The 24,164-nt window shown below is 69.4% G+C and carries 19 protein-coding genes; 8 read left to right on the top strand and 11 right to left on the bottom strand.

Annotated features, from left to right (window positions below; genetic code table 11):
* Positions 1-956, top strand: a 956-nt coding sequence (locus FK267_RS03835; RefSeq protein WP_141406354.1) for a lipopolysaccharide biosynthesis protein, incomplete at its 5' end; no start/stop codon positions are given.
* A gap of 23 nt (positions 957-979) precedes the next feature.
* Here the strand turns inward: FK267_RS03835 and FK267_RS03830 are convergent.
* Positions 980-2,302: a UDP-glucose dehydrogenase family protein gene (locus FK267_RS03830; RefSeq protein ID WP_141406353.1), complete on the bottom strand. Its 1,323-nt coding sequence runs from the start codon at positions 2,300-2,302 to the stop codon at positions 980-982.
* A 361-nt stretch (positions 2,303-2,663) separates the two neighbouring features.
* Between FK267_RS03830 and FK267_RS03825 the strand changes: the two genes are divergently transcribed.
* From FK267_RS03825 to ndk, 3 genes are all read left to right on the top strand, one after another.
* Positions 2,664-4,466, top strand: a complete 1,803-nt coding sequence (locus tag FK267_RS03825) for a bifunctional folylpolyglutamate synthase/dihydrofolate synthase (RefSeq protein WP_075378389.1) — start codon at positions 2,664-2,666, stop codon at positions 4,464-4,466.
* Between the two features lie 318 nt (positions 4,467-4,784).
* Positions 4,785-5,465, top strand: a complete 681-nt coding sequence (gene dhaL, locus FK267_RS03820) for a dihydroxyacetone kinase subunit DhaL (RefSeq protein WP_141406352.1) — start codon at positions 4,785-4,787, stop codon at positions 5,463-5,465.
* Positions 5,466-5,552: 87 nt separating this feature from the next.
* Positions 5,553-5,993 carry a nucleoside-diphosphate kinase gene (ndk, locus tag FK267_RS03815; protein WP_075378387.1) on the top strand — a complete coding sequence of 147 codons (441 nt, stop codon included), beginning with the start codon at positions 5,553-5,555 and terminating at the stop codon, positions 5,991-5,993.
* Positions 5,994-6,113: 120 nt separating this feature from the next.
* Here ndk and FK267_RS03810 read toward each other — a convergent pair whose 3' ends face one another.
* Complete coding sequence (locus FK267_RS03810) at positions 6,114-7,358, bottom strand: ABC transporter permease (RefSeq protein WP_075378386.1); 1,245 nt, start codon at positions 7,356-7,358, stop codon at positions 6,114-6,116.
* Entirely contained in the window at positions 7,358-8,305 is a 948-nt protein-coding gene (locus FK267_RS03805) for an ABC transporter ATP-binding protein (RefSeq protein ID WP_141406351.1), read from the bottom strand. Before FK267_RS03805 ends, FK267_RS03810 begins: the two co-directional genes overlap by 1 nt.
* Before the next feature lie 170 nt (positions 8,306-8,475).
* On the opposite strand from FK267_RS03805, the gene smc reads away from it, so the two are divergent.
* The 3 genes from smc (at position 8,476) to ftsY (ending at position 14,312) form a co-directional block, all read left to right on the top strand.
* Positions 8,476-12,255 carry a chromosome segregation protein SMC gene (gene smc, locus FK267_RS03800; protein ID WP_141406350.1) on the top strand — a complete coding sequence of 1,260 codons (3,780 nt, stop codon included), beginning with the start codon at positions 8,476-8,478 and terminating at the stop codon, positions 12,253-12,255.
* A 161-nt stretch (positions 12,256-12,416) separates the two neighbouring features.
* Complete coding sequence (locus FK267_RS03795) at positions 12,417-12,791, top strand: hypothetical protein (protein ID WP_010613567.1); 375 nt, start codon at positions 12,417-12,419, stop codon at positions 12,789-12,791.
* A gap of 360 nt (positions 12,792-13,151) precedes the next feature.
* The gene (gene ftsY, locus FK267_RS03790) at positions 13,152-14,312 is read left to right on the top strand and encodes a signal recognition particle-docking protein FtsY (RefSeq protein WP_075378383.1); all 1,161 of its coding nucleotides are present in this window, start codon (positions 13,152-13,154) and stop codon (positions 14,310-14,312) included.
* Between the two features lie 128 nt (positions 14,313-14,440).
* On the opposite strand, the gene FK267_RS03785 is transcribed toward ftsY, so the two are convergent.
* The 4 genes from FK267_RS03785 to FK267_RS03770 form a co-directional block, all read right to left on the bottom strand.
* Positions 14,441-15,052, bottom strand: coding sequence for a response regulator transcription factor (locus tag FK267_RS03785; RefSeq protein WP_009407399.1), 612 nt, complete (start codon positions 15,050-15,052; stop codon positions 14,441-14,443).
* A gap of 77 nt (positions 15,053-15,129) precedes the next feature.
* On the bottom strand, positions 15,130-16,287 hold the full coding sequence (locus FK267_RS03780; protein ID WP_141406349.1) for a sensor histidine kinase: 1,158 nt from the start codon (positions 16,285-16,287) through the stop codon (positions 15,130-15,132).
* Between the two features lie 22 nt (positions 16,288-16,309).
* Positions 16,310-17,038 (bottom strand): ABC transporter permease, encoded by a 729-nt coding sequence (locus FK267_RS03775; protein WP_178389472.1) that lies wholly within the window; start codon positions 17,036-17,038, stop codon positions 16,310-16,312.
* Between the two features lie 155 nt (positions 17,039-17,193).
* A complete protein-coding gene (locus FK267_RS03770; protein WP_075378380.1) occupies positions 17,194-18,186 on the bottom strand; it encodes an ABC transporter ATP-binding protein in 993 nt (330 codons plus the stop codon).
* Between the two features lie 363 nt (positions 18,187-18,549).
* Here FK267_RS03770 and ffh point away from each other — a divergent pair, with 363 nt between their 5' ends.
* Entirely contained in the window at positions 18,550-20,235 is a 1,686-nt protein-coding gene (gene ffh / locus FK267_RS03765) for a signal recognition particle protein (protein WP_075378379.1), read from the top strand.
* A 25-nt stretch (positions 20,236-20,260) separates the two neighbouring features.
* Here the strand turns inward: ffh and FK267_RS03760 are convergent, their stop codons facing one another.
* The 4 genes from FK267_RS03760 to FK267_RS03745 form a co-directional block, all read right to left on the bottom strand.
* The gene (locus tag FK267_RS03760; protein WP_075378378.1) at positions 20,261-20,872 is read right to left on the bottom strand and encodes a response regulator transcription factor; all 612 of its coding nucleotides are present in this window, start codon (positions 20,870-20,872) and stop codon (positions 20,261-20,263) included.
* Complete coding sequence (locus tag FK267_RS03755) at positions 20,869-21,963, bottom strand: sensor histidine kinase (protein ID WP_141406365.1); 1,095 nt, start codon at positions 21,961-21,963, stop codon at positions 20,869-20,871. Before FK267_RS03755 ends, FK267_RS03760 begins: the two co-directional genes overlap by 4 nt.
* A 134-nt stretch (positions 21,964-22,097) precedes the next feature.
* Entirely contained in the window at positions 22,098-22,982 is an 885-nt protein-coding gene (locus FK267_RS03750; protein ID WP_075378376.1) for a hypothetical protein, read from the bottom strand.
* A 58-nt stretch (positions 22,983-23,040) separates the two neighbouring features.
* Complete coding sequence (locus FK267_RS03745) at positions 23,041-24,060, bottom strand: ABC transporter ATP-binding protein (protein ID WP_075378375.1); 1,020 nt, start codon at positions 24,058-24,060, stop codon at positions 23,041-23,043.
* Positions 24,061-24,164: the final 104 nt, after the last annotated feature.

The raw sequence follows: 24,164 nt of genomic DNA, 5'->3' as shown, positions 1-24,164 counted from the left end.
TGTCCACCTACCTGCTCCTGGTCCGTGCGCGCTTGGGAGTGGAGGGCTACTTGTGGTCCTACACGATTGGATACCTGGTGGGTGGTCTTGCCGCCTTCCTGGGGTCGGCCGAGTACCGGTTGCTGGCTCCGTTCCGGGTCGACCGGGTACTGCTGCGCCGGATGCTTGTCTACAGCCTGCCGCTCGTGCCCAACCTGCTGTCGTGGTGGCTGGTCAGTGTCTCCGGCCGGTACGTGGTCCTGTGGGGCAGCGGCCTGGCGGCTGCCGGGCTCTTCACCGCGGCGAGCAAGATGCCGGCGCTGGTCAACATCGTGGCCTCCGTGTTCCAGCAGGCCTGGCAGTACTCGACCGCCCGCGAGATCGACTCGCCCGACCGTGGCGCATTCTTCGGTGTTGTGATGAGGGGGTACTCGCTGGCGACCCTGTCAGTCGCCGGGCTGGTCATCGCCCTGAACCGGCCGATCTCCAGAGTGATGCTCCAGGCCGAGTTTGCTGAAGGATGGCGCTACGTCCCTCTGCTCATGCTGGCGGCGACCTTCGGGGTCATGACCATCTTCTTCGGCACCTTCTACCAGGCGCTCATGAACAGTCGCATGCTCATGGTCTCCACCATGATGGGGGCGGTGGTCAACGTGATCCTCGGTGTGGCTCTCGTACCGTTCATGGGGCCGTGGGGTGCCGGCCTGGCCGGAGCAGTGGCCTACGCCCTCGTCCTGGTGGTGCGAGCGCGAGACCTCAGGCGCCGCATCGACCTGCCCATGGACCGCTCGCGCCTGACCTACCAGCTCGCGCTGCTCAGCGTCATGGCCGTGTGCACGTCCTTCGACGGCGGCTCATGGCTGAACGGGGCGGTCTGGGTCTGCCTGATCCTCCTGGCGACCAGCGACATGTCAGTGCTGGGTGACGGCGCTCGAGCCGTGGCCGCAGCGTTCGCCGGCAGGCTTGGGCGGCGCTGAGGAGCCCGCGCCGCCCAAGCCGCTCACCGCCGGCCGATGCCGCGGTAGCTCCAACCGGCCGCCTTCCAGGCCTGCGCATCCAGGCAGTTGCGTCCGTCAATGACGTAGCGGTTACGTGCCAGACCGGCCGCCTGGGCGGGGTCAAGATCCTGGTACTCGCGCCACTCCGTGCCGATGATGACCAGGTCGGTTCCCTCCAGGGCGGACTGCGCTGAGGCGGCGACCTCGTAGGGGCGGTTCGTCCTCTGAGCGAGGATCGGGCCGGCGGCCGGGTCGTGCACGACGACCCGCTCGACCATGCCCGACAGCTCCACGGCGAGATCCAGGGCGGGGGAGTTGCGCATGTCGTCGCTGTCCGGTTTGAAGGCGGCCCCGAGGACCGTCACTGTGGCCGCCGACGTGTGCTCGCCGAGGAGCTCAGTGACGGTGCGGATGACGCCGGCACGCATGGTGTCGTTGACGCGATCGACCTCCGCGAGGAAGGCCAGGGCGTCGCCGACGCCGAGCTCGCCGGCGCGGGCCTGAAAGGCACGGATGTCCTTGGGCAGACAGCCTCCGCCGAAGCCGATACCGGCGCGCAGGAACCGGCGCCCGATACGGTCATCCATGCCGATCGCCTCAGCGAGGGCCGTCACATTGGCACCCGCGGCGTCGCAGACCTGGGACATGGCGTTGATGAAGGAGATCTTCGTGGCCAGGAAGGCGTTCGCACTGATCTTGACCAGCTCGGCGGTGGCGTAGTCCATGACCAGACGCGGGGTGCCGGCGGCCAGGATCTGCGCGTAGACCGCGTCCATCGTCTCCCGGACGCGGCCGGCGGCGTCGGGATTCTCCGGCAGGCCGTAGACCATCCGGTCCGGACGCAGCGTGTCCTGAACGGCGAAGCCCTCCCGCAGGAACTCCGGGTTCCACAGCAGCAGCGCCCCGGTCGGCTCGATCAGCTGGGACAGACGGGCGGCGGTGCCAACGGGAACCGTGGACTTGCCGGCGACCACCTCAGGGCCGCTGGTGCAGTGCCCCAGGTGGGGGAGCATGGCGGTCACGGCTGCGTCGACGTACGTCATGTCCGCCGCCCCCGACTCGGACTGCGGTGTGCCCACGCCGATGAAATGGACCTGGGCTCCCTCAATGGCGGAGAAGTCCTGAGTGAAGGTCAGGCGTCCGGCCTCCACGTTACGGGCCAGAAGCCCTTCCAGTTCGGGCTCGAAGAACGGCGCCCTGCCGTTACTCAGAAGATTTACCTTGCGAGCATCGACGTCCACGCCCACCACATCATGTCCAAGCTCCGCCATTGACGCAGCGTGAACAGCACCGAGATATCCGCAACCAATCACTGACAAACGCATGGAGGAAGCCTAGGCAGGCATACGGGGGGTATGTCTACCCCTATACCCATAGGGTTCCCTGGTGAATTCCTCAAATATTTCACCGAGAATTAGGATGTATTTATCGAGTTTTTGTACAACAATCATGGTAGTCGTATTGTCGAAGCCGCCCGAATGGGCTTGTGCCCCGAAAAAGATTTAAGAAGAAATCGTTGTTCGGGTGCGGACCTTGCTGTGAGAGATTGCGCTCACGTGATTCTCCTGCCGACCATGATGACGGGGCGGTGGTCGGGAGGCTTCGGGCCTCGGCTAGATTAGGGCTGGGAGGGGGTGCTTGAGAGAGCCTCCGCCCAACCCGTCACGTCGAGCAAAGGATGGCACAGTGCCCGTAGACGACGACTCCAAGCAGGTCAGGCCCGGCGCCGCCTTCGGCATCCCCGAGGGGGCCATGGGGGAAGAGGTCGTCGACGCCGTCTTCGGCCAGGCCGGCATCGACCCCGAGCTCCTGCCCTATCTGGAGGCCGCAGGCGCCCCCGACCTGGCCGAGGGCGAGGGGCTGACCGTCTCCGAACTTCAGGAGGCCGGTGCTCAGCGACAGGCCGACGCCGAGTCCCAGGACCGCGAGGACCTTGAGGCTCTGCGCGAGCTCGTTGCCGCCAATATGATCCCCGGCGGTGACACTGATCGCCTCGAGGAGCTCCTGGCTGAGGTGGACGCCGACGACTCCGACGACTGGGATTCCTGGGAGCCCCAGCTCGCCGACGACTCCGAGGGTGAGCACCTGCGCGATCTGCAAGCCGCCGCCCGCGGCGTCGAGGTCACCGCCCGCATGCGCGAGGTCGAGGCTGAGATCCTCGCGCGCGCTCCCGAGCACCAGGTCCAGCCCTCCCTGGAACGAGTCGAGGCCGTCCTCGACCTCCTGGGCAACCCCGAGCGCACCTACCGCACTGTCCACATCACCGGCACCAACGGCAAGACCTCCACCGCCCGTATGACCGAGCGACTGCTGGCCGCCGGCGGCATGCGCACCGGCCGCTTCACCTCCCCGCACCTGGCCACCATCCGCGAGCGCATCAGCCTCGACGGTGAACCGATCAGTGAGGAGGGCTTCATTGCCGCCTGGGAGGATGTGGCCCCATACGTCGCCATGGTCGATGAGCGCTCCCAGACCGCCGGCGGACCGCGCCTGTCCTTCTTCGAGGTCCTGGCCGTCATGGCCCTGGCCGCCTTCGCCGACTACCCCGTCGACGTCGCCGTCATCGAGGTGGGCCTGGGCGGGCGGTGGGACGCCACGAACGTCATCGGCTCCGACGTCGCCGTCATCACCCCGATCGGGCGCGACCACGAGCGCTGGCTGGGCTCGTCGATCACCGAGATCGCTCACGAGAAGGCCGGCATCATCAAGGACGGCTGCACCGTCATCGTCGCCCACCAGGTCCCCGACGCCGCCGCCGAGATCGAGCAGGCCGCAGCCTCTCACCGGGCCATCGTGCGCCGGGAGCGGGACCCGCAGGAGGACCCCACCTCACCGGAGGCCGGCGTCCTGCAGGTTCTCGACCGCCAGCTCGCCGTCGGCGGTCAGCTGGTCACCTTCGCCACGGCTGCGGCCGTCTACGAGGACGCCTTCGTCCCGCTGCACGGGGAGTACCAGGCCCACAACGCCCTGCTCGCCCTGGCTGCCGCCGAGGCCGTCCACGGCGGGCGCCGGCTGCCGGCGCGCATCGTCGAGGACGGTTTCGCCTCCGTCACCAGCCCGGGCCGCCTGGAGGTGCTGCGCTCCTCACCCACGGTCCTGGTCGACGCCGGACACAACCCCCACGGCATCGAGGCCCTCACCGGAGCCATCGAGGAGGCCTTCGGCTTCCAGCACCTCGTGGCGGTTCTGGGTGTCATGGCCGACAAGGACGCCGAGGGCATCCTGGCGGGCCTGGAACCGGTGACCGACGCCGTCGTGTGCGTCCCCATCGACTCACCCCGGGCCATGGACGTCGAGGACCTCGGCGAGATCGCCCGGGAGGTCTACGGCGCCGACCGCGTCGTGGTGAGCCAGCAGCTCGGCGAGGGAGTGGAGCGGGCGGTCGCCCTGTCCGAGGGGTATGACGCCCCGCTGACCGCCTCAGGAATCCTCATTGTCGGCTCCGTGGTCCTGGCCGCCGAGGCCCGCGCCCTGTTCGGCCGGCCCTGACCGGGGCGTCCCGCCCCTGCGGCGGTGCGCCTCAAGGCCCAGTTCCACCTGCGGAGGCGTGTTCGTTTGGGCTGCTCGCAGGCCCTGCGGTCATCTCAGCGCGCGAGGCGGCAAGAGGCGTGAGAGGATGGGGGAGCGAGCGGGCGGTGAGCATCTCGTCGGCTTGCTCCGGCGCACCCCACGGGCGTTCCCAGGACGCGTCGGGCCCCATCGGGGCCGTGCGGAGCCCGATCACAGCCGCATGGTCGTCCTTCACCCTCGGGTGCGTGGCGCTCATGCCTGGAACCAACACCTGCTAAGACCCGAGAAGGAAGCAGTATGTCCTTAGACGCCGCCTGGGCCCTTGACTGGGCCCGTCGCGCCGCCGAGCTGATCGCCGAGAACCGCGCGGAGCTGACCGAGCTGGACCGAGCCATCGGAGACGCCGACCACGGGGACAACCTGGAGCGCGGCATGAAGGCGGTGGTCTCCAAGCTCGATGCCGCTCAGCAGTCCGGAGGTATCCCAGCAAGTCCCGGAGGGGTCCTCAAGCTCGTCGCCACCACGCTCATGGCCACCGTCGGTGGTGCCGGTGGGCCACTGCTGGGAACGGCCTTCCTCAAGGCCGCCCGCTCCAGTGAGGCTGCCGCTTGGGGGCCTGGGGACCTGGCTCGCGCCCTGGAGGAGGCCACCTCGGGTCTGGAGGCCAGAGGATATGCCATCAGCGGTGACAAGACCATGGCCGATGCCTGGCGGCCCGCGGCGATGGCCGCCAGGGAAGCCGCCGAGAGCGGGCAGGACGAGGTCGGTGTTCTCGCCGCAGCCGCACAGGCCGCGGCCACGGGTGCCCAGAAGACCGAGCCTCTCCAGGCCCGTCGTGGTCGGGCCTCCTTCCTAGGGGAACGCTCCTGCGGCCACCGCGATCCCGGAGCCCAGTCCTCCGCACTCATCCTTCAGGCCGCCCTCGATGCCGCCCGAGACCGCGCCGCCGACCCGATCCTGGTCGTCGAGCAGGCCTGATTTCACCGGCCCCGCCATGGCAGGTAGGCGCCCGGACCCGTTATGGTCCATCTGGTCCCTCCAATGCCAACCCACCAAGGAGCCCCCATGGCAAGCACCCCCAACGCCGGCCGCATCCTCATCCTCATCAAGCCCGACGCCGTCGAGCGTCGCCTCACCGGTGAGATCCTGCGTCGTATCGAGGCCAAGGGGTACGCCCTGACGGCTCTGAAGGTCCTCGCTCCCACCGAGGAGATCCTCGCCCAGCACTACGCCGAGCACGTGGACAAGCCCTTCTACCCCGGCGTCGTGGAGTACATGACCTCCGGCAACGTGGTGGCCGCGGTCGCTGAGGGGCAGCGTGTCGTCGAGGGCGTGCGCAGCCTCATGGGCCCCACCGACCCCACCACGGCCGCACCAGGCACCATCCGCGGAGACCTAGGACGGGACTGGGGCACCCCCGCCATCCTCAACCTCGTCCACGGCTCGGACAGCGACGAGTCCGCAGCCCGAGAGATCGCCATCTGGTTCCCCGAGCTGGCCGACTGACCTGCAGCCCCTCCCGCAGGGCGCCTGACGCGCGACGCGAGACGACGGTGGTGCGCCTCCTGAGAAGGAAGGCGCGCCACCGTCGTCTCATGTGGCCGGCGAGAGCCGATGAGGCCCCGCTCAGGCCCGCTCGGCCCTCCTGAGGACCTCCTTGAGGGGGACTCGGGCGCCGGTGCGGGTCACGGCCATGGTGTAGATCGCCGCCGCCACGCGCACCAGCAGCGGCAGGAAGACGAGCGCGAGCCCCAAGGCGATCAGCTGCTCGGTCCAGGAGGAGACCCCCAGCACCAGGCGCGCCGGCATCATGAAGGGAGCGAAGGGCGGCAGGTAGGACAGCACTCGGAAGGTCATGCTGTTGGTGTCCCCGGTGGCCATCAAGAAGCTCAGGACATAGGGGATCATTGAGAGCATGACCAGGGGCATGCTCACCGAGCTGACGTCCTCCTGGCGGCTCACGAGTGAGGCGGCGGCCCCGAAGGCGACCGCGAAGATCGCGTAGCCCACGATCATCCACACGATCATCGCGACAAGCACTCTGTCCAGGTTGAGACTGATGTCCGGCATGACTCCGGTTGCCTTCGCGGTGACGACTCCTGCCACGGCGACGGCCCCCGTGGTCAGGACCGAGGCGATACCGATCCCCAGGATCTTGCCGGCCAGTAGCGAGCTGGGCCGCACGCAGGCCAGGAGGATCTCCACGATCCGGCTCGACTTCTCCTCCACCACCCCCTGGGCGATGAACTGGCCGCCGCCCATGATGGCGAACAGCAGCAGGACGTCAATCGTCATGAGGACCGCGTAGCGCGAACCGAAGTCGGCCGAATCGCGTTGAGGGGCGTGGAGCACTGTCACCTCGGGTTTGGCGGCACTGAGCTGGGAGGCCACCTGGGCGGGGTCGCCTCCCAGGGACGCGATCTGCTGGCCCAGAGCCGACTGCTGAAGGAAGGCCGTGACCCCTGAGACGACTGCGTCGTCGGCCGACTTCTCCACCGTGATGGTGGGGGCCGAGCCGGAGACGTCCAGGACCATGTCCACGTGCGGCGTGCCCTCGGGGGTGTCGTCTGCCAGGACGTCCTTGGCCTGGTGAGCCGAGACGTCAACGAGCTCGATCGTCTCCCCGTTGGAGGCGGCCACCTTGTCCAGGCCAGCGGCCTGGGAGAGGGACATGCCCTTGAGCCCGACCCGGTAGGCCTGGTCCTGGCCGGCGGTGTAGAGCTTGACGCCGACGATGCCGCCGACGGCGGCAATGAGCAGCACCAGGGTCAGGATGATGGTCGACTTCTTCAGCAGGTGCGCCCGCAGCTCGCGGCCGGTGACCAGGGCGATCTCCTGACGGCGAGTGATGGGGGTGGTCCGGTCGCTCATCAGTGCGCCTCCTTCGTCTCATTGGTGTCGGCGGTTTCCTCACGGGAGGGCGTGGTCAGCACGTCCCGGAAGATCTCGGTGAGCCGGTGGCGCACCGGGCCGAGCTCGCGCACCGTCCCCAGGCGCTGGGCGGCGCTCAGCAGCGCCTGCTCATCGGCTCCCGCCGCGGTGATGACCAGGCGGCCGGCATCATCGAGCTCGACCGCTGGTGCGGGCAGGTTCAGAGAGGCTGCCTCCACCGGTGCGCTCCCCGCGGCCTGCTCGACGACGACCCGCCACCGGGGCGTCTCGGTGGCCTGCAGCTCGGGAATCGTGCCGTCGGCCACGAGCCGGCCTGAGCGGATGATGACCACTCGGTCGCACAGGCGCTCGACGACGTCGAGCTGGTGGGAGGAGAAGAGGGTGGGCACGCCTGCGGCCGCCCGCTCCAGGAGGACCTGGCTCATGACGTCCACGGCCACCGGGTCCAGGCCGGAGAAGGGCTCATCGAGAATGAGCAGCTCGGGGTCGCTCACCAGTGCGGCGGCCAGCTGGACGCGCTGCTGGTTGCCCAGCGACAGGCTCTGCACCTCGTCGCCGCGGCGCCCCTCCAGGCCCAGACGCTCGGTCCACCGCTCTGCAGCCGCCTTGGCGGCGGAGGCGGACAGTCCGTGGAGGCGGGCCAGGTAGACGAGCTGCTCGGCCACCTTCATCCGGGGGTAGAGGCCGCGCTCCTCGGGCATGTAGCCGATGGTGCGTCGGATGGCGGCGTCCACGGGGGCGCCCATCCAGGTCACGGCGCCGGAGTCGGCGGCGAGCACCCCCATGACGATGCGCATCGTGGTGGACTTGCCCGCCCCGTTAGAACCGACGAAGCCGACGATCTCGCCGCGGTTCAGGGACAGGGAGAGATCATCCAGGGCCTGAAGGCTCCCGAAGCGTTTGGACAGGCGGGACAGTTCGAGCATCGTGGCTCCTTCGGGTTCGGGGACGGGGCGACGAGGCTGGTCGAGCGGGTGCATGAGCCCCGTGCTCGACCACCTTAATATGGAAAGTCTGCTTGTCTATCGCGGTCATGTCAAGTCCCTTTGTCGTGCCTGTCCCCGACTCAACCGCCCGCGCTGTTAGGGTGGCACCCGTGCACCTCAAGACGTTGACGATCAAGGGATTCAAGTCCTTCGCCTCGTCAACCACCCTCCGCCTGGAGCCCGGCATCACCGCGGTGGTCGGCCCCAACGGCTCCGGCAAGTCCAATGTCGTCGACGCCCTGACCTGGGTTATGGGGGAGCAGGGCGCCAAGAACCTGCGCGGCGGCTCCATGGCCGACGTCATCTTCGCCGGTGCCGGCTCCCGCCCGGCCCTCGGGCGCGCCGAGGTCTCACTGACCATTGACAACACCGACGGCGTCCTGCCGATTGACTACACCGAGGTCACCATCTCGCGCACCCTGTTCCGCGGTGGCGGGTCGGAGTACCGCATTAACGGCAGTCCCTGCCGCCTCCTCGACGTCCAGGAGCTCCTCAGTGACACGGGCCTGGGGCGCCAGATGCACGTCATCGTCGGGCAGGGGCAGCTCGATGCGGTCCTGAGCGCCACGCCTGAGGACCGCCGCGGCTTCATCGAGGAGGCCGCCGGCGTCCTCAAGCACCGCAAGCGCAAGGAGCGCGCCCTTCGCAAGCTCGAGTCCATGGCCGCTGACCTCGCCCGCGTCGCCGACCTCACCCAGGAGCTGCGTCGCCAGCTCGGCCCCCTGGCCCGGCAGGCCGCCATCGCCCGGCGCGCCCGGAGCATCCAGGTCGAGGTCCGTGACGCCACCGCCCGGCTCCTGGCTGACGACGTCGTCCAGGCCCAGTCCCTCCTGGAGGCCGGTGACGAGGACAAGGAGGCTTTGGCCCGGCGCCGCAGCGCCGTCGAGGAGGCCGAGCGTGTCGCCAGGGCGCGCCTGAGCGAGTTGGCCGCCATCGAGACCACCTCCGCCCAGCGCCTCGCCCGGGCCGGCGGCATCTGGGAGGGGCTCACCGGCGCGGCCCAGTCCCTCGGGGCGCTCGCGGACGTGGCCGGTGAACGGATCCGGCTCCTGGCCTCCGCCCCGGCCCCGAGCCACGGCACCGATCCTGAGGAGCTCGAGCGGCGGGCCGAGGCCGCGGGCCGGGAGGAGGCGGAGCTCGCCGACACCCTCGAGGCAGCCCGCACCGCGCTCAGCGACGCCACCCGGGTGCGTGCGGACGCGGAGACTGCCGAGAAGGCAGCCGACCAGGAGCTCTCAGCGGCTCAGCGTCGCGTCTCAGACAGACGTGAGACCATCGCCCGAGCCGGCGGACGCGTCGCCTCGGCCCGCAGCCGCCACGAGGCCAGCCTGGCCGCCCTGGAGCAGGCGCGCAGCGCTTTGCGCGCTGCCGAGGCTCGCGAGGACAGCGCCCGGGCCGCCCTGGCTGAGGCCGGGGGAGAGGCGGAAGCGGCGCAGGCGGCCGCCGGTGGTGCGCGGGACGCCGTCGTTCCAGCGCAGGTACCTGCCGAGGCCGGCGCGGCTGCCGACGCGGCGGTGCGGGCTGCCGCTGTGCACGACGAGGCCGCACGCCACCTGGCCCAGGCCCGTGAAGCGGTCGCGGCCGCGACTGACGCCCGCCGGGAGGCGGCCTCCGACCGGGCCACTTGGACTGCCAGACGCGACACCCTGGCCATCTCCTTGCGTGGCCAGGACGGCACCGCCGCGCTGATGCAAGCCGGTATCGACGGTCTCCTCGGACCGCTTGCCGAGCACCTCAATGTTGAGCGCGGCTGGGAGAATGCCGTCGCCGCCCTCCTGGGAGCGCTCGCCGAGGCCGGCCTGGCCACAGATGCTGAGGCGGCCCTGGCCGGGCTGGATCATGCCCGAAGCCAGGACCTCGGAGCGGTGCGACTGGTGCTGGCTGGCGACCCCTCACTGGGGGGCGCCGACACCGATGATGAGGTGGAGCCGGCTCCCGTTGACGGGGCCCTGGCGGCTCGCGGCCTCGTCAGTTCCGCGCAGCCGGGGCGCCTCGAGCAGGTCCTGGACCGGCTGCTCAAGGTCTCCTGGGTGGTGGAGGACCTCGAGGCCGCCAGGGCCCTGCGCGCAGAGCTGCCCGACGCCGTCGTGGCCACCCGCAGCGGCGACGTCCTGGCGCCCGGCTGGGTCGCCGGGGCCGGCCGGGGGGCCTCCTCGGTCCTCGAGCTCACCGCGGCCCACGAGGAGGCCGACGCTGAGGCCGCTGCCGCCGCACAGGCCGAGACCGAGGCCGACGCGGCCCTGGAGGAGGCCCGTCGCCAGGAGGACGCTGCTCGCCAGGCGCTCAGCGAGGCGCTGTCCGCCCTGCGTCAGGCCGACGCCGAGGCCGCCCGGGCTGCCGAGGCGATGGCCCGGCTGACCTCCGCCGCCCACGCCGCCTCCGAGGAGACCGGGCGTGCTCGCCGGGTGCTGGAGCGCGCCGAGGCCGAGTCGGTCCAGCGCACCGCCGAGCTGGCAGCCGCCACTGCCGCACTGGCCGAGGTGGAGGGCGGGGATGAAACCGCAGAGGCTGCCGAGGGCGCCGACGGTACGGGCGTCTCGGGGAAGAGTGGTGCCGACAGCCTCGAGCGCGCTCTGGAGGCCGCCCGACAGGAGCGTGAGGCCGCTGCGGATGCTGCGCGCCAGGCCCGTGCCGCCGAGACCGATGCCAGGCTCGCCCTGCGCACGGCAGAGGAGCGCGAGCGCTCCAGCCGCGGGCGCGCCGACTCGCTGCGGGCGGCCGCACGGCGTGAACGCGACCAGCGCGCTGCTGCCGAGCGGGCCCAGCAGCGCCGCAGCGCCCAGCTGGCGGTCGCCACCCACGTGCGGGACCAGGCGCGCGCGGCCGCCGAGGCGGCGCGCAACAGTGTGCAGCAGGCGGCCGATGAGCGCGCGGCCATCGAGACCGAGCGCTCCCAGGCCCTGGCCGCCACCAACGAGGTTCGCGAGGAGATCGACCAGCTGACCAAGGAGCTGGGCAGTCTCACCGATGCTGCCCATCGCGAGGAGGTGGCCCGGGCCGAGCAGCGCATGCGACTGGAGGCTCTGGCGGAGCGCGCCATGAGCGAGCTCGGCCTGGAGTTAGACCCCCTCGTGGAGGAGTACGGACCGCACATGCTCGTCCCCGAGCTCAACGAGGAGGCTGATGCCGCCTGCGACCCTGGCTCCGCCGCGGAGCAGGACGCCGCTCAGGCGTCGGCCGGCGGCTCAGGCCATCTGGGCCGCCCCTACGTGCGTTCCGAGCAGGAGAAGCGCCTGGCCAAGGCCTCGCGCGATCTTGCCCGGCTCGGCAAGGTCAACCCGCTGGCCCTGGAGGAGCACGCGGCTCTGGAGCAGCGTCACCAGTTCCTGGCCGAGCAGCTGGCCGACCTCAAGCGCTCGCGGGACGACCTGCTGAGCATCGTCGAGGAGATCGACGCGCGAGTTCAGGAAGTCTTCGCCCAGGCCTACGAGGACACCGCCCGTCAGTTCGCCTCCGTCTTCGACCGGCTCTTCCCCGGCGGGGAGGGGCGGCTGGTGCTCACGGATCCCGATGACATGCTCACCACCGGTATCGAGATCGAGGCGCGCCCCGCCGGCAAGAAGGTCAAGCGACTCTCCCTGCTCTCAGGAGGGGAACGCTCGCTGGCCGCCGTGGCACTCCTGGTGGCGATCTTCAAGGCACGGCCCTCGCCCTTCTATGTCATGGACGAGGTCGAGGCGGCCCTGGACGACACGAACCTGGGGCGGTTGCTGGAGATTTTCACCGAGCTGCGGCGCTCCAGCCAGCTCATCATCATCACCCACCAGAAACGGACCATGGAGGTGGCCGACGCCCTCTACGGCATCACGATGCGCGACGGGGTCACCAAGGCCGTCTCGCAGAGGCTGGCCCAGCCCGACCGCGGTACGGCTGTGACTCCTGATGTCTGAGTGAAACGTGATGAGAATGTGATAGACTGCTGACAGCATGACGCTCGTTTTCAGATATGAGCCATTGTTGTGTCAGGAAGTTGTCAGGTTTTGTTGTTGATTGGACGACAAGTGCGTGCAAAGTCTGGTCAGATCGTAATTCGCAAGGCAGAATCCTAACTATGGGTGTCATGATTCTTCCCCTCGTTGTCGTGCTGGTTGCCGGCCTGCTTGTGCTCGGCATGGTTTGTGCTGAGCGCTTCCCGGTGCGCTCCTGGCCCTCACGCATTCGCAGCGTGGTCCGCAACTCCCAGGAGGTGCGCCTGGCGGAGCAGGACGTCGAGGTCGAGGTCGTGCCCCAGGAGGTCAGCCTGTCCGACCTCATGACGCGTGAGGGGCCGGCGGCCTACGCCGGCACCGAGGGCTTCGGAGGGCTGGTCGGCGTCGTCGGAAAGGCGATGGACGCTGCCGAGAGGACCCGTGGCTCCGCCGGCGCCCGGCGTCGCGCTCAGGCGCATGAGCCGGCAACCGGTGGTCTGTCGCAGTCTCAGAGTTGAGTAGCGGCGGTCGTCTCGTGAAATACTGCGGTCAACGTTTTTTCACGACTATGTGATGCCGAGATGACGCTACTTCTCGATGAAATCCTGGCCGTGGGAGATCGCCGCTCCGATACCCTCTCGCACTTTCTCCCACTGTCCTAGAGCCGCTATGGTCTCAGGGCGATACGGCTCACTGGGCATTGCCGCTACGACGGCGGCCCGTCCTGCAGCACGTCAACAGGCGTGCTGCAGTTTTCTTCATGCCACAGCTGCGTCGCACGCCGATAACCCCCATGCCATCGTGCCGTCCGCGGGCGAGAGGCGACCCGGGCAGGCCGACCCCGCCACAGGGAGCCCATGATCGGGCATGATGGGCCCATGGAACCGATCCTCATCGTTCTCGGCATCATCCTGGTCATCGTCATCGGAGGAGGGCTGTGGCTCTACGCCGGCCGACGGCGGGGCCAGGTCTACGACGAGATCAGCGCCCACCAGCCGATGTCCGTGGAGGACCTTCTGCCCTCGGAGGGCGAGGACACTGATGAGGATGCGGAAGGGGCGGGCGCCGCCAAGCCGGCTGCGACGCTGGAGTCCCCCGAGTCCATCCCGGGACGCATGCAGCGCCTGCGCGCCCGCCTGGCCGGTGCCGGCGGCTTCGGCAAGGCGGTCCTGTCCGTCCTGTCCCGAGGAGACCTCACCGAGGAGGACTGGGAGGAGATCGAGGACACCCTGCTCACCTCCGACCTCGGCATCGAGGTGACCACCTCCCTCATGGACGAGCTGCGCACCCAGGCCAAGGTTCTGGGAACTTCCGACCCCGAGGCGGTGCGCACTGTCCTGCGCGCCGAGCTGCTCAAGCTCGTCGACCCCTCCCTGGACCGCTCCCTCAACCTGGAGCGCCCCACCCCGGCCGAAGGGGCCCAGGGCAAGCCCGCGGCAGCCATCCTCATGGTGGGGGTCAACGGCACCGGCAAGACCACCACCTGCGGCAAGCTCGCCCGCGTCCTGGTGGCTCAGGACAAGACCGTCGTCCTGGGAGCAGCCGACACCTTCCGCGCCGCGGCGGCCGAGCAGCTGAGCACCTGGGGCGAGCGCGTGGGCGTTGACGTCGTGCGCTCCGAGAAGGAGGGCGCCGACCCCGCCTCAGTCGCCTACGACGCAGCCCGTGAGGCCGCCGCCCAGGAGGCGGACGTCGTCGTCGTCGACACCGCCGGGCGACTGCAGAACAAGGCCGGCCTCATGGATGAGCTGGGCAAGATCAAGCGCGTCATGGAGAAGATCGCCCCGGTCGGCGAGATCCTCCTGGTGCTGGACGCCACCACCGGCCAGAACGGCATGCGTCAGGCCCAGGTCTTCTCCGAGGCCGTGGGCGTCACCGGCATCGTGCTCACCAAGCTCGATGGCACCGCCAAGGGCGGCATCGTCGTCACTGTCCAGAAGGAGCTGGGCGTGCCCGTCAAGCTCGTGGGCCTGGGGGAGGGCGCCGACGACCTGGCCCCCTTCGACCCGGAGGGCTTCGTCGACGCGCTGCTGGGCTGAGCCCGCGAACCGACGCCCCAGCGGACCACGCCGCAACACCTGTGGCCACCCGCCTCGTCTCAGGGCGCGGGTGTCCACAGGTATCAAGGCCGGTCGGAGTGGGGCCTGCTCCCTCGCCGCACCCCGCGCTACTCGATGATCCAGCCCTTCTGGGCGGCGATGTGCACCGCTGCGGCCCGGGTGGGGGCGCCGGTCTTGGCCATTGCCTGGGACAGGTGGTTTCGGGTGGTTCCCTCTGAGAGGTGGACTCGCCGGGCGACCTCGGAGACGGTGGCGCCATCGGCCGCCGCCTGGAGCACCTCGGTCTCCCTGGCAGTCAAGGGGGAGTCCCCGAAGATGAGCGAGTCGGCGGCCAGTGCCGGGTCGACGACGCGCAGCCCGGCATGGACCCGGCGCACCGACTCGGCGAGCTCGGTGGCCGGGGCATCCTTGACGACGAAGCCGTGCGCCCCGGACTGAATGGCGCGCCGCAGGAATCCGGGACGCCCGAAGGTCGTCACGATGAGGACCCTCGTGGCCGGCAACCGCTCCAGGAGACTCGCGGTCGCGCTCAGCCCGTCGGTGCCGGGCATGTCAACGTCCATGAGGACGACGTCGGGCCGGTGCTCGAGCGCGACGGGCAGAACATCGTTCCCGTTCCCGACCTGGGCGACGACCTCGATATCGGTCTCCAGGGCGAGCAATGCGGCCAGCGCCCCGCGCACCATGGCCTGGTCATCGGCCAGCATCACTCGGATCATCGCTCAGCTCCGTCTACTCAAGGTTCCTCAGGGCCGACGACACGAGTGCTCGCCGGAGTTCGGGGTGCCCGACCGGCTCACCGGCTCGCGTCGGCCGCCATAGGTGAGGATAGACGGCGGGCGCGCACCCTCAGGACGGTGCCGCTGCCACTGGAGGGGGCCTCGATGGTGAGGTCGGCGCCGTTGTCCTGACAGCGCTGGCGCAGCCCCTCCAAGCCGTGACCGTCACCGGCGGCGGCCGAGTCGAGCCCGATACCGTCGTCGGCCACCTCAATGGAGTCGGCGCTCAGCACCACCCTGCAGTGCGAGGCGTGGGCATGGCGCACGATGTTGGTGACGCCCTCGCGCACCACCCAGGCGAAGAGCTCGCGCAGCTCGGGATCGACGATCTCGACGGTCAGCGGGAGGTCGGCGCGGATGCCGGCCGAGGTCAGGACGTTCGTGGCGCGCGCCAGCTCGCCGGCCAGGCTCAGCTCTCGGTAGCTGTTGACAGTGGCGCGCACGTCGGCCAGGGCAGAACGTGCCAGGGACTGAACCTCGGTCAGCTCCGCCTTGGCCTGATCGGGGGCGGCATCGACGAGTCTGGTGGCGAGCTCGGTCTTCAAGGCGATGACTGTCAGCGAGTGCCCCAGGATGTCGTGCATGTCCCGGGCCATGCGGTTGCGCTCCTCGTTGATCTCCAGCTCGTGGGTGCGCTGCTCCAGAACGCGGGCCACCCACCGCTGCTCCATGATGTAGCGCCCGAAGACGCAGGCGCCGCCCGCACCGAGCAGAGCGATCCAGGCCCCTTCACTTGCGGACCAGGAGGGACTCATCCTGGGAACGAGGAACAGTGTGCCAGCGAGGATCGCGATGGGGCCGATGGACGCCTGCCAGGGCAGGGAGAAGGCCAGGACAACGGCCAGGAAGACCACCAGCTGCAGGCTCTGAGGGCCCACGCCGAGGGCAGCCCCGATCGCTGTGAGTGCGCCGACCACGATGAGCAACAGACTCAGGCGGCCGGGCCAGGTCAGCCCTTGTCGCACCCGTCTCACGCTGAGCGAGCAGGCGGCGTACAGGCACGCGCAGGAGACGATGGCGCTGACAGCGCCCCACACCCCGCCGCTGGTTCCTCGGGTCAGCCCCTCCCTGACGACCGGAACCATGGAGGCGGCCCACGCGATCCCCCAGCCGACTGCCACAACGCGGGTGCGGCGAGCCCGCGCCTCGTCGGGGGACAGGGCGCGGGCTTTCATGACCCTGATGGTACTCACGGTCTCACACCCGGGCGGTGTCTCGGCCCATCCTCCAGGCGGCCCCGCCCAGGAAGACGGCTAGCCAGGTCAGCACGTTGACCACCCACCACCAGGAGAAGCTCTCGGCACCCATGGGCCACAGCGCCAGGTTGTGCAGCCCGTACATGGGGGTGAAGCTGCCGATGCGATCCATGGTGGAGCCCGGTGTCAACGGGATGAACATGCCGCCGAGAAAGGCGAGCAGGGCCATGAGCGGGCCGACCACCTGCATGGCGTTGTCCGAGGGCAGGAGGTAGCCGACGAACAGTCCGAAGGCGACGAAGACCAGGGAGCCGAGCCAGATGATGAGGGCCGAGGCGATCCAGACCTTCGCCGGCATCTGCGCGTGTCGCACGGGGCCGCAGGCGTAGACGGCGCCGATGGCCAGGGCGCTGATGAGCATCCCCACGATCGCCTTGGCGGTGATGTAGGCGATGGGCTTGAGCGGGGTCAGACGCAGCTGGCGGCTCCATCCTGAGGCCCGCTCGGTGCTCACGGCCGCTCCTGCCCCGGTGGTGGTCATGAGTGCGCCGTACAGGGCCATGCCGATCATCATGTTCGCTACGACGTTGCCGTTGCCGTAGGGCATGGCGGAGTAGTCGGTGGTGGTGAACATGAGGAAGAAGGCCACCGGAAGAACGATCGAGAAGATGACGGAGCGACGGTTGCGCAGGCGCCGGCGCACCTCGAGCGACAGCAGAGGAAGGCTCAACCCTCCCAGCGGTGGCGCGGTCCGGGAGGACAGATCGAGGCGCTTGACTACTGATGAGGCGGAGGAGGACGAGGAGGACTGAGAAGAGGACATTGCGGTTCCGGTGGAGGTAGTGGGCGGGAGGGTGACGGTGTTGCCGGGGCGGGCGGAATGGCTCATGCTGACGCTCCGGCATTAGGGGTGGAGGCGCTGTCGCTGGTCAGGGCCACGAAGGCGTCCTCCAGTCCCCGGCTGGTGATCTCCAGGTCCTGGGCGAGGTGCTCGCTAAGGAGGAGCGCGGCCACGGCGTCGCTGTCGGTCGAGCTCAGGGTGAGCGTGCTGCCCAGGATCTCGACGTCGTGGACCTGCCCACGGTTCTGCGCATCGGCCAGAGCGCTGCGAAGCCTTTCGGGAGCGCAGGTCAGGGTGGCCCTCAGGGTGCGGCCGCTCACGGAGGCGCGGATCTCCGCGGCAGTGCCGTCGGCGATGATGCGCCCATGACGCATCAGGACGATCCGGTCGGCGAAGGCATCGGCCTCCTCGAGGTAGTGCGTGGCGAAGACGATGGTGCGCCCGCGCTCGGCATCGGCGTGGATGGCCTCCCAGAAGCTGCGGCGCCCCTCGACGTCCATACCTGTGGTCGGCTCATCGAGGATGAGCAGTGCCGGATCACTCACGAGCGCCATGGCGAAGCGCAGGCGCTGCTGCTGGCCTCCGGAGCACTTCTTGACGATGCGCGAGGCGAAGTCGGTGACGCCGGCGCGGTGCATGGCCTCCTCGGCGTCGATCCGATGGGAGAAGAGACTTGCCGTCAGCTGCACCGTCTCACGCACGGTGATGTCGGGCAGGAGGCCGGCGGTCTGCATGACTGCGGCGACCAGGCCCCGGTCGACCGCCTGGCGCGGGCTCATCCCGAAGACTCTCGCATCGCCGCTGGTGGGGCGGCTCAGTCCCAGGATCATGTCGATCGTCGTCGTCTTGCCCGCACCGTTGGGGCCCAGGAGGGCGACGACCTCGCCGGGACGAATGGTCAGGTCGACACCGTCGACGGCGGTGACGTCACCGAAGGACTTGTGCAGATCGGTCAGTCGGACGGCGTCCACATGGTCCGTCCGGGGGACTTCCGGGACGGAGGACTCCCGGCCGGTCCGAGGCGTTGCTGTGCTCATGGCTCAAGACTCGTCCCGCGTCGGCAGCGTTCCATGGCCCATCGGTCATCACTTGCTCATGACATATCTCAGGGGTCGTCAAGCCGTGAAGTACCGTGGGATACCGGGAGAAAACCCTCGTTCGGGCTGGGGGACGGCGTCAGGCGGAGTCGAGGCCCTGAGGCATGACGCAGACGAGGTCGCCGGCCGGGGAGTGTGGGGTCAGTCCCGGTCCGGGCGCGGGGGAGAGGACTGGCCCGTCTTGCCGCTATCCTGGGTCGCAGTCAGCGGAGTCGCCATGGCTCACGGCCATGGATGTTCCTCCCTCACCCGCTCTGAAGTCTCCCGACCAACGCGCCCGACGGCGCCAGGAAGGACCATCGCGTGTTCGGCAACCTCTCCGATCGCATCACCGCCTCCTTCAACCAGCTGCGCGGCAAGGGTCGTCTCACTGAGGCCGACGTCAACGCCACGGTCACCGAGATTCGCCGCGCCCTCCTGGAGGCTGACGTCGCCCTGCCCGTGGTGCGCGCCTTCACCGCAGCGGTGCGCGAGAAGGCGGTCGACGCCGCCCGCTCTCAGGCCCTCAACCCGGGCCAGCAGGTCGTCAAGATCGTCAACGAGGAGCTCATCGAGGTCCTGGGAGGCCAGACCCGGGAGATCCACTGGGCCGACCGCGGCCCCACGATCATCATGCTCGCCGGTCTCCAGGGTGCCGGTAAGACCACCCTGGCCGGAAAGCTCGGACGCTGGCTGCGCGACCAGGGCAAGCGCGTCCTGCTGGTGGCCTCCGACCTCCAGCGCCCCAACGCCGTGACCCAGCTGAGCGTCGTCGCCGAGCGCGCCGGGGTGCACGTGTGGGCTCCCGAGCCCGGCAACGGCGTGGGCGACCCGGTGGCAGTGGCCCGCTCCGGCGTCGAGCACGCGCGTACCAGCGGTTACGACGTCGTCGTCGTGGACACCGCCGGCCGCCTGGGTGTGGACGCCGAGATGATGGACCAGGCGATCCGCATCCGCGATGCGGTCTCCCCCCACGAGATCCTCTTCGTCCTGGACGCCATGGTCGGTCAGGACGCCGTCAACACCTCGGTCGCCTTCCGCGACGGCGTCGGCTTCACCGGTGTGGTCCTCTCCAAGCTCGACGGCGACGCCCGCGGTGGTGCGGCCCTGTCCGTGCGCGGCGTCACCGGAGCCCCGGTCCTGTTCTCCTCCACCGGTGAGGGCCTGACCGACTTCGAGCGCTTCCACGCCGACCGCATGGCCTCGCGCATCCTGGACATGGGTGACCTGCTCACCCTCATCGAGCAGGCCGAGCGGACCCTGGACCGCCAGGAGGCCGAGGACGCCGCCGCCAAGCTCGCCAAGGGAACCTTCACCCTCGACGACTTCCTGGGACAGCTGCGCCAGATCCGCAAGATGGGCTCCATGAAGAAGCTCTTGGGCATGATGCCCGGGATGGGGCAGATGCGTGAGGCTCTGGACAACTTCGATGAGCGCGAGGTCGACCGCATCGAGGCGATCGTGTGCTCCATGACGCCCGCCGAGCGCAAGGACCTGTCCATCCTCAATGGCTCTCGCCGCAGCCGTATCGCCAAGGGATCGGGGACCACGGTCCAGGCCGTCAACGAGCTCGTGGACCGCTTCGAGCAGGCCAAGAAGATGATGGAGGCCATGGCCTCCGGCGGCATGGGCGGACTCGGTGAGGGCGGTCCCATGCCCGGCGTGGGGTCGCTGCCGGGCATGGGCAAGCACTCCAAGGCTCGTCAGGCCCCCAAGGCCAAGCGCGGCAAGGGCGGCAAGAAGGGCCGCAGCGGCAACCCCGCCAAGGCCGCCCGTCAGGCCAAGGAGGCGGCGGCCGCCAAGCAGGCAAAGATCGAGGGCGGGCAGGGGGCTGCGCCCGCAGCCGGCTCCTCCTTCGGGCTCGGCGGCGGCCAGGGCGATACCTCCGGCTACGGGATCATGCCTCAGGGCCAGCCGCAGGCTCAGGCCGGCGCACAGCCCTCGGGCGACGACGTCGCCGACGCCATGAGCGCCCTGCCCGAGGACCTGCGTCGCCACCTCGGACTCTAGAAGCGACTGGAGGAGCCAGGCCCGCTTACAACCAGCCGTTGGTCTCGGCGGTGCGGGCCGCCTCGGTGCGGTTGCGGGCGTGGGTCTTGGCGATCGCCGAGGACAGGTAGTTGCGCACCGTGCCCTCGCCCAGGCTCAGCCGGGTGGCGATCTCTCGGGCGTCCGCACCCGTGGCCGCCGCCAGTAGAACCTCCTTCTCCCGCTCGGTGAGAGGATTGGGTCCGAGCAGTACCGACTCCTGGGCGAGCTCGGGGTCGATGACCCGCAGGCCGGCATGAACCTTGCGGATCGCCTCGGCCAGCGCCTCGGGCGGGGTGTCCTTGACGATGAAGCCCGCTGCTCCCGCCTCCATGCCCCGTGAGAGGTAGCCCGGGCGACCGAAGGTCGTCACGATGAGGCACCGGCACGGCAGATCCGAGTCGACGACCTCGGCGGTGGCCGCCAGCCCGTCGCGCCCCGGCATGTCGATATCGACCAGGGCCACGTCCACGGCGTGCTCACGCACGGCGGGGAGGACCTCGTCGCCCCGCCCCACCTGGGCCACGACCTCCAGATCGCTCTCGAGCCCCAGGAGCGTCGCCAGAGCACCGCGCACGAGGGCCTGGTCATCGGCGATGAGCACACGGATCGGGCTCACGGCAGCCTCACCTCCAGCCTGGTTCCGCCGGACGGCATGTCAGCGGAGTCTGTCTCGACGTCGCCGGACGTGCCTGTGCGACGGGTGATCGGACTGGTCATGGTGAGAGAACCGCCCTCCTGCTCAATGCGGGAGCGCAGACCCTCCAAGCCGTTGCCGGGTTTGTCACCGGCCAGGCCGACACCGTCATCGCTCACCCGCAGCAGCCCCGGCTCCAGATGCACCGCCACAGTGGCCGCCTTCGCGTGCCGGACGACGTTCGTGGTGGCCTCACGCAAGGCCCATGCCAGGACGGCTCGCTGACGCTCAGGAATGTCCTGGGCACTACCGGTCACATCCACACGGATCCGGGCCGCGCTCAAGACGGTACGCGTGGCCTCCACCTGGCTGGCCAGGTCCGGGGACCGCAGGCGTGTCACCGTGGAGCGCACGTCGGCAAGGGCTCCACGGGCCAGGGTTATGACCTCGTCGAGCTCTCGGGAGGCGGCGGCCGGGTCACGCTCGATGAGCCGGCGGGCGACCTCGGCCTTGAGAGTGAGCACCGTCAAGGAGTGCCCCAAGATGTCGTGGACGTCGCGCCCGAGCGCCTCTCGCTGGGAGACGAGAGCGAGCTCGCGCTCGGCGGCTGTTCTGCGCTCCTGAAGCTCCAACGCGATGCGGGCGATGACGATGGGAATCTCGGTGAGCGATATGCCCAGTACCTGCCAGTGCGACTCTGGATGCGTGTTCCATAACAGTGAGGCGGCAACCAGAAGCCCCGTCGCCATGACGACGCTGGGGATGCCCCGGCGCAATGTCGTGGAGAACAGGATCAACGAGCAGAAGAAGGGGAAGAAGCAGATCGTCCACCATCCCAGTGCCGGCAGCGTCAGTACGGTGAAGAAGGCCTGGACCGCGAGCTCTCTGAGAAGGACTCGAGTCGGGAGGTCAGTAGAGGGGACGCCGACCCTCGATGCACGGTCGTCCGGCGTCGAGAACGCCCAGACGTAGCCGGCGATGAACCCCAGCACCCCGGTGAGCCCCAGCAGACGCTGCCACCAGGCGAAGGAACCCAGGAGAAGCTGGATGATGGGAAGGGCCAGGAACAGCACCCATACTGTGGCGTCCCAGACGATATGACGGCGATAGCGGTGCCAGGGGCGGGAACGGGACTGCCCTGACCCAGGCGATGATGCCGTCAGGTTGGCTGAGTCATGCAGAGGCTGCGACATGGCCATCTCCAGTCTCACCGGCGCCTGGTCGCCCGACGTCGGGCCCCGATCACCAGCAGCCCGAAGATGAGTGTCCACACCACCAGGTTAGCCAATGGCATCCACAACGGGTCCTGAACACCCGCTTGCCGATCCGGTACGTAGGCCCACCCCTCACCCAGTGGCCACCTGGCCAGCGCCGTTGCCCCGTACATCGGGGTGAAGCGACTGATCGTCAACAGCGTGTGGCTCAGGGGCATGAAGGCGTTGCCGATGAAGGCGAACAAGGAGACCAAGGAGGTCGCGATACCGATCGATGCCGAGGACGGCAGCCACATCCCGGCGGCCAGCCCCCACAGGACGAAGGGCAGGACCCCGATCAGGCAGATGAGGGGACTGACGGCCCAGACCCAGCCCTCCATCTGCGAGTCCGTCAGTGCCCCGGCGGCGAGCACGACGACGACGGGAAGAGCCGCTGTTCCCACCGCGGTGCCGGTCTTGACCACCAGGTAGCCGCGCAGGCCCCGGGAGGTGACCGCCATCTGCCGGCCCCAGCCCGCCGACTGCTCGACGGCGGCCGCCGCCGAGGCGCTCGTAGCACCCAGACAGGCACTGAAGGAGGCCATCGCAAGCATCACCGAGGCCGAGACATTGCCGTGAGCGTGCGGGCCATAATTCCCGGCGGAGGTGTTCAACCGGCCGAAGACGAGGTACATCGCCACAGGGAAGGTGACGACGAAGAAGAGGTTGGCGGGCTCGCGCAAGCTTCGGAAGAGGTCGAGCCGGAGGTAGGTCAGGAGGGGACGCGCGGGCCTGAGCCCTCCCGGACGAGGCGATCGGCCTGCGAGCTCGCCCGCGTCGGGATCGACAGGGGAGTCGGAAGCTGAGGAATCAGAGGGTGTTTGGGATGTCGCGATCATGATGCGGCCTCATTGCAGGTAGTGATGGCGGTCGGGGTGAAGGGTGTGGCTCAGGCCTCTACGGGGCTGCCTCATCAGAGTCGTCGGAGGTCAGTGCGGTGAAGACCTCGTTGAGGCTCGCGGCGCCGATCCCCAGGTGCTCGGCGGGGGTGGCGCTCAGCAGCCAGCGGGCGACGGCGTCGGAGTCCGTCGTGCGCAGCTCCACGTGGTCACCGTGGATGACCGCGTGCTTGATGCTGCCGGCCGCGGGACAGTCGGCCAGGCGCTGTCCCAGTGACTCCTCGGAGAGCCCGGGCCAGGTGGCGGTGACCAGGGCGCCATCGCCCAGGGCCCGGATCTCATCGACGCTGCCGTCGGCGACCAGGCGGCCGTGGGCAATGATGACGATGCGGTCGGCGAAGGAGGCCGCCTCCTCCAGGTAGTGGGTGGCGAACAGGACGGTGCGGCCGCGGCGGGTCTGGGTGCGCATCGTCTCCCAGAAGGCGATCCGGGCGCTGACGTCCATGCCGGCGGTGGGCTCGTCCATCACGAGGATGTCGGGGTCTGCCAGCAGAGCAAGGGCCAGGCGCAGGCGCTGACGCTCGCCTCCCGAGCAGCGGCTCACTCTGCGGGCGAGGATCGGCCCGAGATGGGCCTCGTCGACGACATCCTCGAGCCTGGGTGCGTGGCGAGCGTGGGAACGACGGCCGGGGCGCCCCGGCTGCATCGAGGCCACGACCCGTAGGGTCTCCCCGACGGTGAAGTCGTCCAGAAGACCGCCGTCCTGGAAGATGACACCAACGCGACCTGCCTGGACCGCCCGGTCGGAGGAGGTTCCTAGAAGCTCGATCGTCCCGGCGTCGGGCCGGGCCAGCCCCAGGACCATGTCGAGGGTGGTGGACTTGCCCGCGCCATTGGGGCCCAGGAAGGCGACCACCTCTCCGGACCGGATGGTCAGGTCGAGGTTGTCGACGGCGACGAGGCTGCCGAATGTCTTGCGCAGGCCACGGGAGTCAATCGCGGGGGCTGGAGCCGTGTGGCCGACCTGAGGACCGGAACCCGGGGAGTGAGTGGTGGCGGCTGCTGTGGTTCGGATCATGGCCCCAGGCTCGCGCCGGCCCACGGCTCTCGGTACTGAGCGCTGTCACCGCTGCTGCATGACACCTGTCATGCAGCAGCAGGCTGTGCGGAAGGCCGTCGTGT

The sequence above is a fragment of the Actinomyces oris genome (assembly GCF_006546825.1).
In the GTDB taxonomy this organism is placed as follows: domain Bacteria; phylum Actinomycetota; class Actinomycetes; order Actinomycetales; family Actinomycetaceae; genus Actinomyces; species Actinomyces oris.
Note: the sequence above shows the minus strand (reverse complement) of the source record. Positions and strands in the feature narration are given on the sequence as shown.

Coding starts and splice junctions, on each gene's coding strand:
- FK267_RS03795 (WP_010613567.1), top strand. CDS start 12,417: ATGGGTGTCATGATTCTTCCCCTCGTTGTCGTGCTGGTTGCCGGCCTG.
- FK267_RS03770 (WP_075378380.1), bottom strand. CDS start 18,186: ATGAGCACAGCAACGCCTCGGACCGGCCGGGAGTCCTCCGTCCCGGAA.
- FK267_RS03830 (WP_141406353.1), bottom strand. CDS start 2,302: ATGCGTTTGTCAGTGATTGGTTGCGGATATCTCGGTGCTGTTCACGCT.
- FK267_RS03750 (WP_075378376.1), bottom strand. CDS start 22,982: ATGATCGCGACATCCCAAACACCCTCTGATTCCTCAGCTTCCGACTCC.
- FK267_RS03745 (WP_075378375.1), bottom strand. CDS start 24,060: ATGATCCGAACCACAGCAGCCGCCACCACTCACTCCCCGGGTTCCGGT.
- FK267_RS03810 (WP_075378386.1), bottom strand. CDS start 7,358: ATGAGCGACCGGACCACCCCCATCACTCGCCGTCAGGAGATCGCCCTG.
- FK267_RS03785 (WP_009407399.1), bottom strand. CDS start 15,052: ATGATCCGAGTGATGCTGGCCGATGACCAGGCCATGGTGCGCGGGGCG.
- ndk (WP_075378387.1), top strand. CDS start 5,553: ATGGCAAGCACCCCCAACGCCGGCCGCATCCTCATCCTCATCAAGCCC.
- FK267_RS03805 (WP_141406351.1), bottom strand. CDS start 8,305: ATGCTCGAACTGTCCCGCCTGTCCAAACGCTTCGGGAGCCTTCAGGCC.
- dhaL (WP_141406352.1), top strand. CDS start 4,785: ATGTCCTTAGACGCCGCCTGGGCCCTTGACTGGGCCCGTCGCGCCGCC.
- FK267_RS03780 (WP_141406349.1), bottom strand. CDS start 16,287: ATGAAAGCCCGCGCCCTGTCCCCCGACGAGGCGCGGGCTCGCCGCACC.
- ftsY (WP_075378383.1), top strand. CDS start 13,152: ATGGAACCGATCCTCATCGTTCTCGGCATCATCCTGGTCATCGTCATC.